Here is a 14,750-nt window from a genome sequence, read left to right as displayed (position 1 = left end):
GCCTCAGAGCTTGACACCTAACGTCACGAACGCACTGCGCGGCGTACCGACCTGCAGAATCTGCAGGTTGCCCAGTGGGTCGGTGGCCGCGCTGGCGTCGGTGTTGAGCGTGGAGATGTAGCGTTTGTCGAACAGGTTGACCACGTTCAGCGACAGACTCGTGTCTTTCACCGCGCCCAGTTTGCCGAAGTCATACCCCAGGTTGGCGTTCGCCACCCAGTACCCGCTCACGCTCGAATCATTGGTATAGGTGTAGTAACGCTTGCTGAGGTAATTGCCTTGCAGCCCCGCGTTCCAGTGCTCCCAGTTCCAGTCCAGGTTGCTGGCGTACATCAGTTTCGGCGTATCGACGACCGTCTTGCCTTTCACCGGTACGGTGTTGCCGCCGCTGACGTAGTCGTCATCGTAGGTGCTGTGGTTATAGGACAGGGAGTTGGACCAGCGCCAGTGCTCGTCGGGCGTCAGGCCAAATGACAACTCCATGCCCCGGCTGGTCACGGAACCGACGTTGGCCACGCCGTTCTGGCAGATCACGATACCGGTGCAATTGGTGATGGCCACCAGACGGTTATCGAACTTCGTGCTGTAGATCGCCGCCGAGGCCGAATACAGCGCAGTGCTGCGCCGTACGCCCAGTTCAACGGTCTTCGAGGTTTCCGGTTTGAGGTCCTTGAAGCCATTCTGCGCATCGACTGCGGTCTGCGTGGTGAAAAACGGGCTGTAGCCGCCGCTGGGGAATGCGGCCATGTTCTCGGAGTACGAGGTGAAGACTTCATCCTCGTCATCGAGCTTGTACGTCGCGCCCACCTGCGGCAGGAATCGATCCCGCGCTTCCAGCGAACCACTGGCGTAACCACCGCCCTTGCCCCTTGCGGTGGACGTTGTCACGGTGTTCTTGGCGCCGAACTCAAGCTTCAAACGGTCGTCGAGCAGGGTGTAGGTGTCGCGCAGGTAAAACTGCCGGGTCAGGTCGTTGTAGTCCTGGTCCAGCACCGTGGCCGCCAGCGGTAGACCGTTGGTTTTGACGATGTGGTTCTGCGGCGTCGCGTTGGTGGTATCGAACAGGTAACGGGCAATGTCGTTCTTGTTCGATTGAATCCAGAAACCGCCCTGGATTTCATGCTGGCCCAAGTAGTAGGTCAGCGATGTCTGGAAGCCGGTACGGTCGATGCCATACACCGTGCTGCGGATCGAGTTGCTGGGCACCGTCGTCGAGCCGCTGGTGAAGATGAACGGGTAATACGAGTTGCCTCGGCCGGAGTCGTGGTGGTGGTAGACCGTGGTATCCAGCACCAGATCGTCGGTCAGGGAGAAGTTGCCGTTGAGGATGTCCAGTTCGTCATCGCGCAGACTGCTGGCGTTGTAAGTTGCATCGGACGCGCTGGTCACGCCGCCTGTGTAGATACCGTTGGCCGCATTGACCGCGCGGGTCCAGTCCGGCGTGTAGTAGCTCCAGTTGTAGCCCAATCGCTGAATGATGCTCTGCGACAACGACGGCAGGTTGGCCTCTTCGTGGGATGAGGTGCTGTGAAAGAAACTGATGCGGTTGTCGCCGAAGTTGTAATTGACCTTGGCGTTCACCGCGTCCGACTGCTGTGGATTGTTATGGCCTTTCCAGGCGTCTGCGTCGTATTTTTCGCCCGACACATAGGCGGACAGCCCGTTGTACTCGCCGGTGTCCACGCGAATGAATTCGCGGCGGGTGTCATAGCTGCCCAGCGTCTGCGACAGGCGCGCGCCGAATTCCTTGTCCGGATCGGACGTGGTGAACTGGATGGTGCCGCCCAGATCGCTGTTCGACGCGGTGCCCAGCGAGCCGATCCCCGGCGCCACCTCGCTGGCCTTGATGTTCTCGGCGATGATCGCCCGGGTGATGCTCAGTCCGTTGAAGTTGCCGAAGCTCATGTTGCCCAGCGTGACGCCGTCCAGCGTGTAGCCCAGGTGGTGCATGTCGAATCCGCGCAGGCTGATGCGCTGACTGCCTTCTTCGCGTCCCAGCGGATCGCCGGACTGGAAATTGACTCCAGGCAGGCGCTGCAGGACTTTCAGCGGGCTGGTCCCCGCGGAGTAGGCCTCGACATCTTTCTGCGTGACACGCTGCACCTGCCGCGTCTCGCCCTGTCCGATGACCGACACCGTGCCAAGCGTCGTGGCCGCTTCGTCGCCGGTCGCCGCAGGTGCTTCATCGGCCTGGCTCAACGGACTGAACAGGCATGCAGAGTTCAGTGAAATCAGCAGCGCCATACGGGTGACCGGAAATCGACGGGAGCGCGCTATCGAACAGTTGTTCATGACGTTTTTCCTGATGACATCAAGGGTTTCTGCGCTGGTTGGGGCAGGTTCAGCCAGGGTCTGGACGCCGCTTGCCAGCTAAAAAAGAACGGCCCCGGCGCACGAAGCGCAGGGGCCGTTCGACTGGCAGTGATATTAGTACTCATGATGTGTATTAATTATGACCGCAGACGTCACGACTCGATCTTTCTGCTTACGCGTCGCTTGTCATAGCCTGACCCAAGCGGTGATCTGGTTCGGCCCCATGATCTGGGCGCGGCTTGTCACTGCCTCGGCTTTCAAGCGATCTTCAAACGTTTCGAGGTATCCCGGGTCGGCGCTGACCCGCCCGATGCTGATCAGGTGTGGGTACACGGTTTTCAGCGTTTCTGCGGCCCAGTGGTACATGAATGAGTGCTCGCCTCCGCCAATGTGCCGTTGGCAGAAGAGCTCAGGCTGTGGCAGCCCGGCCTCTGAAAAATGTTTGATCAGGTGTACCGCCGTACCGTGGTGGACTCCTCCCGTGTTGAAGGCCGCAGCGATCAGTTGCCCCGCATCGGTCAGCAGAGGAATATTTGGAAACGACTCCATCGGAATGTCAGACATGAACACCTCATGGAGCGCCAGCGCTCCTCCGTTCTTCACCAGGCTTGCCGCCTTAAGCAGAAAAGCGACCGGATCGCTCTGATGGATCATCACGTAGCGCCCCACGACGCAGTCGAAAGGTGACGCGCTCTGGAAGTCCTGAATATCACAGACTTCAAACCTGACGTTTCTCAATCCCGCTTCCGCCGCTCTGAAGTTTGCAAGTTCGACGGCTTTCGGGCTGCGATCGATTCCCGTGACACTGCCTGTCGGTCCGACAAGCCTGCCCGCCAGAATGGCGACGTCGCCCGGTCCACTGCCGAGGTCCAGCACACGCATGCCTTGCTCCAGTCCACTTTCTATCAGCAGGCGCGTGGTGATGGGCGACAGAATGTTCGCCTGGAATTTAAGGCGCTCCAGTTCTGCTGAAGAATGACCTAACAGATAGTCGTTCATGCGAGGAACCTCCGGCGGGTAGAAAACGTTGATCTGATTCAACACTGCCTGCGCTTTTGCAGATCGATCGTTTTTATCACCAACCAGAGCGTCGATTTATTAAGAAAACGCCATGTGGCAGCCCTCTGATTGGCTGTCGTGTTCAGGCATCTGAACGGTTTGCCGGGTTAGCTTCGACCAGGTCTGCACAGCAAGTCCGGTTCGACGTGATCAACGTGAAGGCGTCTGCGCGCAGCCTTGCAGTCCAGCGAAAATGAGCGGCATCGGTCCGATTCCGGGCGCTTGGCCGTTTGGCAAACTAGGGTTGTGGGTGCTGTTCTTTTGCATGGAGAAGCATCATGAACGACAAGCGAGTGCTTATAACGGCGGCGGGGCAGGGTATCGGTCTGGCCAGTGCCAAGGCGTTTGCGAATGCCGGTGCCGAGGTCATTGCAACCGACATCGATCTGCACAATCTGCAGGGCATTGAAGGCGTTGAAGCCATCCGGCTGGACGTGACCTCTGCGCAGGATATCCAGCGGGCCTGCGAGCGGATCGGCCCGGTAGACGTGCTGTTCAACTGCGCGGGATACGTGCACGCAGGAACGATTCTGGACTGCAATGAGGCGGCATGGCAGCGTTCCATGGACCTCAATGTCACGGCCATGTACCGCATGATTCAGGCGTTTCTGCCCGGCATGCTTGCCCGTGGCGGCGGTTCGATCATCAACATGTCATCCGTGGCTTCAAGCGTGAAGGGCGTGCCCAATCGCTTCGCCTATAGTGCCAGCAAGGCGGCGGTGATCGGGCTGACCAAGTCGGTGGCGGCAGATTTCATTGGGCAGGGCATTCGGTGCAATGCTATTTGTCCGGGTACGGTGGATTCGCCGTCGCTGCGCATGCGCATCGCGGCTCAGGCCGAGCAGCAAGGTATTTCCGAGGCTCAGGTCTATCAACAGTTCGTCGACCGCCAGCCCATGGGGCGCATCGGCAGCGTCGAGGAAATCGCGCAACTGGTCCTTTACCTGGGCTCTGACGCGTCTTCATACACCTCAGGTGCGGTGCACGTCATTGATGGCGGCATGAGCGTCTGACCCTGGTTTGCATGTTCGACAGACAACAGGAGAACCCGATGAAACTGCTACGTTACGGAGAAAAAGGCGCGGAAAAACCCGGCCTGCTGGACGCTGACAATCAGATTCGTGACCTGTCCGGCCATGTCAAAGACATTGCGGGCGATGTACTGACGCCGGCAGGTCTTGCTGCACTGGCAACCATCAATCCCGTCAGCCTGCCGCTGGTCACAGGCCAGCCACGCATCGGCGCTTGCGTCGGGCAGGTAGGCAAGTTCGTGTGCATCGGCCTTAACTACGCCGACCATGCCGCTGAATCCAACATGGAAGTGCCCAAGGAGCCGGTCATTTTCAACAAATGGACCAGCGCCATCTGCGGCGCGAACGACAACATCGAGATTCCCCGAGGCTCGGTCAAGACCGACTGGGAAGTTGAGCTGGGTGTAGTGATCGGCAAGGGCGGGCGCAATATCGACGAAGCCCATGCCATGGAACATGTGGCGGGTTATTGCGTGATCAACGACGTGTCAGAGCGCGAATGGCAACTGGAGCGCGGCGGCACCTGGGACAAGGGCAAGGGGTTCGACACGTTCGGTCCGCTCGGTCCCTGGCTGGTAACCCGCGACGAGATCGCCGATCCGCATTCGCTGGACCTGTGGCTGGAAGTCGATGGCCATCGCTATCAGAACGGCAACACCCGCACGCTGGTCTTCACCATCCCGCAATTGATCGCCTACCTGAGCCGCTGCATGAGCCTGCAGCCGGGCGACGTGATTTCAACCGGCACACCGCCCGGTGTGGGCCTTGGCGTGAAGCCCGAACCGGTCTTCCTCAAGGCAGGCCAGCGCATCCGCCTCGGGATCGCCGGACTGGGTGAGCAGAATCAGCTGACCGTGCAGGCTGACTGATCGCATTTCTTCAGCCAGCGCGTAACTGACTGAAGACACTCTGCTTGTCGTGGGAGGCGGCTTGCCGGCGATGCGTTTTTTCAGGTGTTGCATCACAGACTGAACTGACGCCATCGCTGGCAAGCCGCCTTCCACAGTCCGGTGAACTGTCAGGCGGCTTGCGTGGGCATCAATCAGCCAGAAACGCCAACAGGTCTTCATTGAGCTGCTGTCCGTGTGTGACTGCAAAGCCATGCGGCGCGCCGGAATAGACCTTCAATTCAGCGCCCTTGATCATCTCGGCAGCCAGCTTGCCGGTCGCTTCGAACGGTACGATCTGGTCGCCGTCGCCATGAATGACCAGCGTTGGTACGTCGATCTTTGCCATGTCGGGACGGAAGTCGGTTTCCGAGAACGCGGTCACGCAGTCCACGGTGCCCTTTAGCGAAGCCAACAGCGCGATGTTCAGTGTCTGGGTCATCACGCCGTCAGAGACGGTCTGGCCCTGATTGGTGCCATAGAACGGGGTGGCGAAGTCGGCGATGAATTGTGCACGGTCCTTCAGCAGGCCTGCCTTGATGCCATCGAAAACGGATTTGTCCACGCCTTGCGGGTGGTCATCGCTTTTCATGAAAAACGGTGTCACTGCGCCCAGCAGCGCCAGTTTGGCGACACGCTCGGTGCCGTGGCGAGCGATGTAACGTGTCACGTCACCGCCACCCATGGAGAAGCCCACCAGCGTCACGTCACGCAGGTCCAGGTGTTGAATCAGCGCAGCGATGTCATCGGCGAAGGTGTCGTAGTCGTAGCCGGTCCACGGCTGGTCTGAACGGCCGAACCCGCGACGGTCGAACGCGATGGTGCGATAGCCACGGCTGCTCAGGTACTCCATCTGGTATTCCCACATGTCAGCGTCCAGCGGCCAGCCATGACTGAAGAGCACTGGCTTGCCCGTTCCCCAGTCCTTGAAATAGATCTCGGTGCCGTCTTTTGTCTTGAAAGTGCTCATGCAGTTCTCTCTCTCGTGTCGGGTTGATCGGGCTGGCGCAGTTGTCCGGGCGCACTGCAGCAGTATCGATCCAGTCCGCCCGCAGAAATTGCGTGTATGTGCCCATCTGCCTGTCCGTGAACTCGGCACATCAAAACAATTTCCTGCAACCGGCTCGCCGCATAATCCTGCCAAAGCCCAGCCTGCCCGAGAGATCCTAGACCATGCTGTCCAACGCATCGCACCTTCAGTCCGGCGTGTCGCCGAAACGCGCTCAAATCCTTGTTGGCTGGGGGCTGTTGTTCATGCGCGTCAGCGTCTCGCTGCTGTTACTGCACGTGCACGGCCTGCCGAAGCTGATGCACTGGAGCGTGGAAGTGCAGCGCATCGAGGACCCGTTCGGCCTCGGCGGCACCCTGACGCTGGGGCTGGCAGTGTTTGCCGAAGTGATCTGCCCGGTGCTTCTGACACTGGGTGTGTGGGCGCGGCTGGCGTGTCTGCCAATTCTGGCCGTATTGGCTGTGGCGGTCCTCTTCGTTCACCCCGAATGGTCACTCGAACAGGGCCAGTTCGCCTGGCTGCTGATGATCCTGTTCGCCGGGCTGGCAATCACCGGTCCCGGCCCGCTGGTGATTGGCAAGGCACTGCATAAGCGTTAACCGGCAAAGGGCCATCTGAAACATCGGCTCATCTATTTCCCGGGTCGAAACCGAACTTGCCACGCAAACAGGAATCAGTTCCTTGGGGCTGAAGCCCTGCCTGTCCATTGAAGGAGTAAACTGCGTGGCGTCTCAGCTGAAAACCTTGATCCTTACGGGTCTGCTGTTGTTCGCGGGCAGCTTCCATGTTCAAGCGGCGGATGTGCCTGCGTTGCCGATGAGTGCCGCAGTTCCCGCCGACGACAAGGCCGCCGAAAAGCCGGACAGCAAGGCGGCTGACAAAGCCGATGCCAAGGCTTCAGACAAAACCGACGCCAAGTCTCCCGACAAAGCCGACGCCAAGGCGGCAGATGGAGCAGACCCCGCAGCCACTGAACCCGCAGCCGAGCTGCTCGTGCAGGGCGGCTTGCTGGGGGCGATCAGCACCAGCATTGATGAAGTGCAGGACAAGCTCAACCTCGACGAGAACCTGCTGGACGCATGGCAACTGCGTGCCGATCGGGCGGCCGACGAGCTCGAAAAACTGGTCAACAAACGCACCACGCGTTCGCCGTGGAGTGTCGTCGGCGACTTCCTGATTCTGTCTTTCGTCTGGATAGGCGCTTTTGCGGTCCTGACCACCGTAGGACGTTTCATCGCCGTCCGGCTGTGTCGAACGGCGTTTCTAAGTGTGCGTCAGCGCAGTCAGGCGCTGCTCAAGTATGTCCTGCCGTTCACGCTGCCCGCTATCATCTGTCTGCCGCTGACCCTCTACGTCAGCCACTTCATGCCTTCCTCGGTCGGGCGGGCGCTGGCGTTGTGTTTCGCCTACGCCACCAGCAGCGGCATTGTCTCGACTTCGGTGTTGCTGTGCGTGATCGTGATGTTCAACTCCGGGCACAAGCGTGCCGCGGTACGCATGATCCGCCGCTATGCGCCAAGGCCCTTGTTCGTGGTCGGCTTTCTGGCCGCGCTCAGCGATGCACTGACCAGCCCGCAGATTGCCCGTCAGTTGGGCAGCAACGTGACCACCAGTGTCGCTGTGTTTACCGGTCTGTTTGCCTCGGTCGTGTTCTGTATGCTGATCATCAAGGTGCGTCGCCCGGTAGCCCACCTCATTCGTAACCGTTCGTTGAGCAGTCGTCTGCAGCGTCCGGCCTTGCAACAGTCGCTGAAAATCTTCTCGAACCTGTGGCACCTGCCCATCCTGCTGATGATTCTGGTGTCGGCCATCAACCTGATCGGTGCTGGCGAAGACAGTCAGGAAGCGCTGCGTTGCGCGTTGTTCACCACCATTCTGCTGATTGCCACGGTGTTCATGAGCACCGTTTTCCAGCACCTGTTCAAGCCTGCCGAAGAGCTCGGGCGTGGTGGACACGTGTACAAGGCGCGTCTGTTGAGCCTGTTGTATGCGGTGGTGCGCATCGCGTTGGCCATCACGTTTATCGAAGTATTGGGCCGGATCTGGGGCTTCTCGATGTTCGAGTTCGCCCAGCGTAATACGCTCGGGCGGGTCATCAGTGAATCGCTGAGCAGCATCGGTCTGATTTTCCTGGTGACCTGGCTGTTGTGGGTGGTGCTGGACACCGCGATTCAGGAAGCCCTCAAACCGCCAATCAATCATCGCAGCGGTCGTCAGCCGAGCACGCGGGTCAAGACCATCCTGCCGCTGCTGCGCAACGCCGTGAAGATCGTGCTGGTGGTGATCTGCGCGATCACCACCATGGCCAATCTGGGCATCAACGTCGCGCCGTTGCTGGCCGGTGCCGGTGTGGTCGGTCTGGCGATCGGTTTCGGTTCGCAGCAACTGGTGCAGGACGTGATTACCGGCCTGTTCATTATTGTGGAAGACACCTTTTCCATCGGCGACTGGGTGGTGCTCAGCACCGGGCATTCCGGCACCGTCGAGAGCCTGACCATTCGTACCGTGCGCCTGCGTGATGGCAAGGGTTTCGTGCACTCGGTGCCGTTCGGGCAGATCAAGGCCGTCACCAACCAGTCCCGCCAGTTTGCCTACGCGTTCTTCTCGGTGCAGTTCACCTACGACTCGGACATCGATGACGCGCTGTCGCTGATCCGTGAAGTCGGGCACTCGATCACCGAAGACGTTCTGCTCAAGAACAACCTGCAAGGTCCTCTGGAAGTGTTCGGTGTGGATCGCATGGACCTCAACGGCGTGGTCCTTACCGCGCAGTTCCGCACCTCTTCCGGTGGGCAATACGCAGTCGGGCGTGCCTTCAACGAGCGGCTCAAGCGGCTTGTGGATAAACACCCGAGCGTGCGCTTCGCCCAGACTTATCCACAGATGGTGATGAGCCCCGGCATCGCAGGGCCGCAGGCAGGTACCGAAGCCGAGGGTCCGCCAGCGCCAGCGCCATCGGCGTCGCCAGCACCTTTGGGCCTGCCCAAGGGCGGCGGTGCGCCCGGTACGGCAGCCACTTGACGCGTCATTAACCCGCCAGGCTGCGCAACTGTTGGGGGTTGGCGGCCAACGTGTTATGTTTGCAGGCGTTTTTCATTTATCTATTTGATGATTCTGATACCGAGCCTGCTGACTCTATGCGAATGCGCCTTATGCTGTTGGGCGGCGGGAATGCCCTCGGGCAGGCGTTGATTCGTCTGGGTGCCGAGGAAGACATTGGCTTCCTCGCGCCGCGTCCACCGCAAGACGGTTGGGACGCAGCGAGCCTGACGCAACTGCTCGATGACACCCGTCCCGATGCCTTGATCAACCTTGCTTATTACTTCGACTGGTTTCAGGCGGAGACAGTAAGCGAAGCGCGTCTGACCCGCCAGGAACGCTCCGTCGAGCGGCTGGCCGAATTGTGTCAGCACCACAACATCACGCTGGTCCAGCCTTCCAGCTATCGAGTCTTCGATGGCTCGCGTGCCACTGCCTACAGCGAAAAGGACGAGCCCGTGCCGCTTGGCCTGCGTGGTCAGGCGCTGTGGCGTATCGAGCAGAGCGTGCGTGCAACCTGTCCGCAACACGTGCTGGTCCGTTTCGGCTGGCTGCTGGATGACAGCGCCGATGGCGTGCTGGGTCGTTTCCTGTCGAGTGCCGAGAAACCCCAGGAGTTGCTGCTGGCCGATGACCGTCGCGGTAATCCGACGCCGGTCGATGACGCGGCCCGCGTGCTGATTTCGGTGCTCAAGCAACTCGACTGCGAAGCGCCGCTCTGGGGCACTTACCACTACGCCGGGCACGAGGCCACCACGCCGCTGGCGCTGGGGCAGGCGGTGCTGACCGAGGCGCGTCTGCTGCATCCGCTGGCCGTCGAGTCGCCGACCGCGCAGGCCCACGCCGCACGTCCCGATGCGGGCGAAGAGCCGCAGCATGCCGTGTTGGCCTGCAAGAAAATTCTCCATACCTTCGGCATCAAGCCCCGCGCCTGGCGCGCAGGACTGCCGAGCCTGCTGGACCGGTATTACCGACATGTCTGATGCTCCTGTTCTGATCACTGGCGGCGCGGGCTTCATCGGCTCGCACCTGACCGACGCGTTGCTGGCTCGCGGGCATGCCGTGCGCATCCTCGATGACCTGTCGGCGGGCAAACGCAGCAACCTGCCGCTGGACAACCCCAAGGTCGAGCTGATCGTGGGCGATGTCGCCGATGCTGCACTGGTCAGGCGAGCTGTGCAGGGCTGTCAGGCGGTTGTGCATCTGGCGGCGGTGGCCTCGGTGCAGGCCTCGGTGGACGATCCTGTGCGCACGCACCAGAGCAATTTCATCGGCACCCTGAATGTGTGCGAGGCCATGCGCGAAGCGGGCGTCAAACGGGTGATCTTTGCCTCCAGTGCTGCGGTCTATGGCAACAACGGCGAAGGCCAGGCCATCACCGAAGACACCACCAAAGCGCCGCTGACGCCTTACGCCTCGGACAAGCTGGCCAGTGAGTTCTACCTGGATTTCTACCGTCGCCAGCACGGACTGGAGCCGGTGATTTTCCGCTTCTTCAACATCTTCGGGCCGCGTCAGGATCCTTCATCGCCTTACTCCGGCGTGATCAGCATCTTTGCCGAACGCATCGAAAAAGGCCTGCCCATCACGGTATTCGGCGACGGCGAGCAGACCCGCGATTTCTTCTACATCGGCGATCTGGTCAAGCTGCTGCTGCTGGGACTGGAACTGGACAGCGCGATCGAAGGTGCCGTCAATGTCGGCCTGAACCAGACCACCTCGCTCAACGAATTGCTCGCCGCGTTGGCGCAGGTCACAGGCAAGCAACCGCAGGTCAGCTATCAGGCGCCGCGCTCAGGCGATATCAAGCACTCACGGGCCAGCAATCAGCGGCTGCTCGAGCACTTCAACATCGACGCGCCCACGCCATTGAACACGGGGCTGGCACTGTTGATAGGGCGCTGATTCACGATCAGTGTGAAAGCCGAACCCCGTGACGCTCCGCGTCACAAATGGCACAGACTGCGGATTCAGTAAGCCGAGCGCATGACGTGGATAACGCTGGAGCTTGGGCATACATCTGCGCCACATTCAAGAGCGGACGCGGAGCGTCCTGGGAGGCATTCCCACGCAGAGCGTAGGAACGATCATCATCGTATTCCTCCAAGAGGACTTGTGTATAACGATGAGCGCTCTGCGTGGTAACGCCGTCCAGGACGCTCCGCGTCCGCGCTCGGTATCGAGGCTGTAGGACCGTTCTGTCTTTTTTGTAGTTGCGACTTTTGATCTTCTCAACCCGCACAACGACTCTTAGCATCCGTCGCCCTATTACAGCGGACGTACGGCATGCAGGACGAAAACGATGTTGATAAACGCCCAAAAATTGTAGTGCGCGATGTGCCTGGCGAGTTCGTCGTCGATGATTTCATGGACCGGTATTCACGTTATCTGGATGCAGCGAAGGCGGGTCGCAGAGACGCAGGCCCCATCGCGCCAGGGTTTGTGACTACGTGTGGTTTTATCCTGACGATTTGTGGGGCTCTTATGGTCATTTTTGGCCCGAGCTCTGTTCGATACAGCTACTCGACGGGGCCTACTTTCTTTCAGTACCTACAGATGTATCCAGGACTGATTACGGTCCTGGGCTTCGTTATCACGTCTGTCGGACGCTTTATAGACGCTCGCGACAACACTGTTTTGAAGACGCCTGAGCAGTTTCTCTGGGCCCATTACGAATTGGAGTTTCCAAGAGGAAGCAATGGCCCACGGTTATTCTCGACCGTTCACATAGGCGGTGGCACGTTCAAGGCATTTGAACGCCCATAAAAAGCAAAGGCACCCAACGGGTGCCTTTCTGTTTTAAACGACTGACGCGCAGTGAATCAGAACTTGTAACCCACGCCGACCATGTAGACCCACGGATCGATTTCCACATCCACTTTGGTGCGGCCGACCGCCAGTGCCGACGGGCCGTCCACGGTGGCCTGGGTGTTGATATCGACGTACCAGACCGATGCGTTCACCAGTACGTTGTCGGTGATCATGTAGTCCATGCCCAGTTGCGCGGCCAGGCCGACCGAGTCCTGCAGCTTGAGGTTGCTGAAGCCCTGGTTCTTGCGGTCGCCCGTCAGGTCTTCGTCGAAGAACATGGTGTAGTTGATGCCAACGCCCGCGTAAGGCTGGAATTTGGAGGACGGCTCCATCGGGTAGTACTGCAACGACAGGGTCGGCGGCAGGTGCTTGATGTCGGCCAGCTTGCCGTCAAGACCCGGGCCCAGGCCCTTCACCGCAACGGTGTGGCTGAACGGTGTGGCGGCCAGCAGTTCAATACCGATGTGCGGGGTCAGCATGTAGGCGAATGTCAGACCGAGCTGGGTATTGCCGTCGAGCGTGGCTTTGGTGCCCGAAACCTTGGAGCCGTCGAGTCTGACCTCGCCGCTGTCTTCGTTGGGTTGTACGTGCGCCGCGCCAGCGCGAACGATGAAGTCGCCAGCCTCGTATGCATGGGCGGCAGTAGGGGCGGCGATGGCGAGCGCGACGAGAGAGGCGCGAAGCAGATGTCTGTTCATTGGGGCTCCAGGAAATCAGTCGAAATTTATGGGCGGAATGTTAAAGCGCTGTCGAGCGGCGACTTTGACTCAGCTCAATGAAATCGCTGGGAACCCCTTTCTCTTCACGTGTCTGGCAATTCGTAGACAAAAATCTTGTCTGCCTGCATCTGATAACCCGCTTCTGCCAGTTCGCTTGAAGACGACTTGGCCTGCATCTGTCCTTCGATCCAGTACGGCTGATACAGCTCATCGACCTTCACACCCAGCTCACTCGTGACATGCACGATCTGGTTCGCCGGCGGCGGCGGCACATGGATGCAGGCGCCGAAATACGGCACCAGCAAAAACTCGATCACTCTGCCTTCCTCACTGACCTCCAGTGGCACGATGTAACCCGGCAGACGCACCTGCTTGCCATCCAGTGCCTTGACCACCGGCGCGTGGGGCGCCAGCTGGCTGGCCGCGGGAGCCTGCTCCATGGCCAATGCATCGGACATCTTCGACAGGTCGTGCATCGGCGTGGTCACCGGCTTCACGACAGGTGCATCAGGCGGAATCATCTCGGCCCAGGTCAGTACACGCGGCTCGGCGGCCCACAGTGACGTGGAAACCGAGAGCAGCAGAGTGAGTAGCATGCGCCGCATTATGAAGGTCCTCATAAACGAATCGACAGACCATCTGCCAGTGACTGCCTGTAGGCTCGCCAGGCTGGCACGGTTCCCATCAACAGCGCGCAAGCGAGGATGCCACTCAGCAATGTCCATTCATATTGGCCAGGTGGCATAGGCGAGAGATACAAACCGTAAGTATTTATTACGTAATCCTGGGACACGAAGATACCGATATAGAGCAGTGCAAGGCCACTGACAACACCCGCCAGTGCCAGCGCGAAGGCTTCGAGTATCAGCAGGCTCGCGATGTGCCAGGGTCTGGCACCAACCGATCGCAGGATCGCCATCTCGCGGCGGCGTTCGTTGAGGCTGGTGAGGATGGCCGTCAGCATGCCGATCAGCCCCGTCAGCACCACGAACAGCGAAATCACGAACAGAGCCTTCTCAGCCGTGCCCATGAGACTCCACAGTTCCTGCAAGGCCACGCCCGGCAGAATCGCGAGCATGGGTTCGCCACGGTATTCGTTGATCTCGCGCTGCAGACTGAAGGTCGAGATCTTGCTGTTCAGGCCGAGCATGAATGCTGTGATCGCCGTCGGCGTCAGGTCCATGTTGCGCGCCTGATCGGCAGAGATGCGTTCATTGCCACGAGCCGGCGCGCCGTTGTGCCAATCGATGTGGATGGCTTCCATTCCGCCCAGGCTGATGTGCAGTGTGCGGTCTACCGGTGTGCCGGTGGGTTTGAGGATGCCGACCACAGTGAACGGCTTGTCGTCATGCTTGACCAGACTGATCGCCGCTACGCCGTGAGCCAGCACCAGCTTGTCACCCAGCGTGTAATGCAGCGCCTTGGCGACCTCCGAACCGAGCACGACTTCGAACGGATCGGTCTTGAATTCACGTCCTTCGGCCAGTTCCAGATGCTGCTGACGGCCAAACTGATAGTGCTCGAAGTACGACGCGTTGGTGCCCATCACCCGGTAGCCGCGATGCGAGTCGCCGAGTGAAATCGGAATCGCCCATTTCACCTGCTTGCTCTCGGCAAAATGTTCGAAGCTATCCCAGCGGATGTTGTTGGTGGCGTTGCCGATGCGAAACACCGAGTACAGCAGCAGGTTGATCGAGCCGGAGCGTGCGCCGACGATCAGGTCTGTGCCGCTGATGGTGCTGGCGAAACTGGCACGGGCTTCGGTACGCACCCGCTCGACAGCCAGCAGCAGGCAGACCGACAGGGCGATGGCAAAGACGGTGAGGAACGCGGTGAAGCGGCGGTTGGCCAGGCTTGCCATGGCCAGACGAAACAGATACAT

The 14,750-nt window shown here is 59.9% G+C and carries 13 protein-coding genes; 7 read left to right on the top strand and 6 right to left on the bottom strand.

Annotation, left to right across the window (positions count from 1 at the left end):
• Positions 1 to 3 precede the first annotated feature (3 nt).
• Both AC0IXS_RS11320 and AC0IXS_RS11315 read right to left on the bottom strand, forming a co-directional pair.
• The gene (locus tag AC0IXS_RS11320; RefSeq protein ID WP_057410846.1) at positions 4 to 2,292 is read right to left on the bottom strand and encodes a TonB-dependent receptor; all 2,289 of its coding nucleotides are present in this window, start codon (positions 2,290 to 2,292) and stop codon (positions 4 to 6) included.
• 207 nt (positions 2,293 to 2,499) lie between these two features.
• Positions 2,500 to 3,312: a class I SAM-dependent methyltransferase gene (locus AC0IXS_RS11315; protein WP_122668899.1), complete on the bottom strand. Its 813-nt coding sequence runs from the start codon at positions 3,310 to 3,312 to the stop codon at positions 2,500 to 2,502.
• A 338-nt stretch (positions 3,313 to 3,650) separates the two neighbouring features.
• Here AC0IXS_RS11315 and AC0IXS_RS11310 point away from each other — a divergent pair, with 338 nt between their 5' ends.
• The gene (locus tag AC0IXS_RS11310) at positions 3,651 to 4,385 is read left to right on the top strand and encodes an SDR family oxidoreductase (RefSeq protein WP_137202875.1); all 735 of its coding nucleotides are present in this window, start codon (positions 3,651 to 3,653) and stop codon (positions 4,383 to 4,385) included.
• Between the two features lie 38 nt (positions 4,386 to 4,423).
• Positions 4,424 to 5,272, top strand: coding sequence for an ureidoglycolate lyase (locus tag AC0IXS_RS11305; protein ID WP_137202874.1), 849 nt, complete (start codon positions 4,424 to 4,426; stop codon positions 5,270 to 5,272).
• Positions 5,273 to 5,441: 169 nt separating this feature from the next.
• Here the strand turns inward: AC0IXS_RS11305 and AC0IXS_RS11300 are convergent, their stop codons facing one another.
• On the bottom strand, positions 5,442 to 6,260 hold the full coding sequence (locus AC0IXS_RS11300; RefSeq protein WP_122420714.1) for an alpha/beta fold hydrolase: 819 nt from the start codon (positions 6,258 to 6,260) through the stop codon (positions 5,442 to 5,444).
• A gap of 284 nt (positions 6,261 to 6,544) precedes the next feature.
• Between AC0IXS_RS11300 and AC0IXS_RS11295 the strand changes: the two genes are divergently transcribed.
• The 5 genes from AC0IXS_RS11295 to AC0IXS_RS11275 all read left to right on the top strand — a co-directional run bounded on the left by AC0IXS_RS11295 (position 6,545) and on the right by AC0IXS_RS11275 (position 12,104).
• On the top strand, positions 6,545 to 6,898 hold the full coding sequence (locus AC0IXS_RS11295) for a DoxX family protein (protein WP_414709202.1): 354 nt from the start codon (positions 6,545 to 6,547) through the stop codon (positions 6,896 to 6,898).
• Positions 6,899 to 7,022: 124 nt separating this feature from the next.
• Positions 7,023 to 9,320, top strand: coding sequence for a mechanosensitive ion channel family protein (locus AC0IXS_RS11290; RefSeq protein ID WP_471824639.1), 2,298 nt, complete (start codon positions 7,023 to 7,025; stop codon positions 9,318 to 9,320).
• 116 nt (positions 9,321 to 9,436) lie between these two features.
• Positions 9,437 to 10,321 (top strand): sugar nucleotide-binding protein, encoded by an 885-nt coding sequence (locus AC0IXS_RS11285; RefSeq protein ID WP_004883728.1) that lies wholly within the window; start codon positions 9,437 to 9,439, stop codon positions 10,319 to 10,321.
• Positions 10,314 to 11,243, top strand: coding sequence for an NAD-dependent epimerase/dehydratase family protein (locus AC0IXS_RS11280; protein ID WP_191954666.1), 930 nt, complete (start codon positions 10,314 to 10,316; stop codon positions 11,241 to 11,243). Before AC0IXS_RS11285 ends, AC0IXS_RS11280 begins: the two co-directional genes overlap by 8 nt.
• A gap of 381 nt (positions 11,244 to 11,624) precedes the next feature.
• A complete protein-coding gene (locus tag AC0IXS_RS11275) occupies positions 11,625 to 12,104 on the top strand; it encodes a hypothetical protein (protein ID WP_449124579.1) in 480 nt (159 codons plus the stop codon).
• Positions 12,105 to 12,160: 56 nt separating this feature from the next.
• Here the strand turns inward: AC0IXS_RS11275 and AC0IXS_RS11270 are convergent, their stop codons facing one another.
• From AC0IXS_RS11270 to AC0IXS_RS11260, 3 genes are all read right to left on the bottom strand, one after another.
• Positions 12,161 to 12,847, bottom strand: coding sequence for an OmpW/AlkL family protein (locus AC0IXS_RS11270; protein WP_025995578.1), 687 nt, complete (start codon positions 12,845 to 12,847; stop codon positions 12,161 to 12,163).
• A gap of 104 nt (positions 12,848 to 12,951) precedes the next feature.
• The gene (locus AC0IXS_RS11265) at positions 12,952 to 13,473 is read right to left on the bottom strand and encodes a DUF3299 domain-containing protein (protein WP_174518363.1); all 522 of its coding nucleotides are present in this window, start codon (positions 13,471 to 13,473) and stop codon (positions 12,952 to 12,954) included.
• A gap of 11 nt (positions 13,474 to 13,484) precedes the next feature.
• On the bottom strand, positions 13,485 to 14,750 hold the full coding sequence (locus AC0IXS_RS11260) for an ABC transporter permease (protein WP_057408154.1): 1,266 nt from the start codon (positions 14,748 to 14,750) through the stop codon (positions 13,485 to 13,487).

Source organism: Pseudomonas sp. AC016, from assembly GCF_979253365.1.
This window is presented reverse-complemented; position numbering and strand designations above follow the sequence as displayed.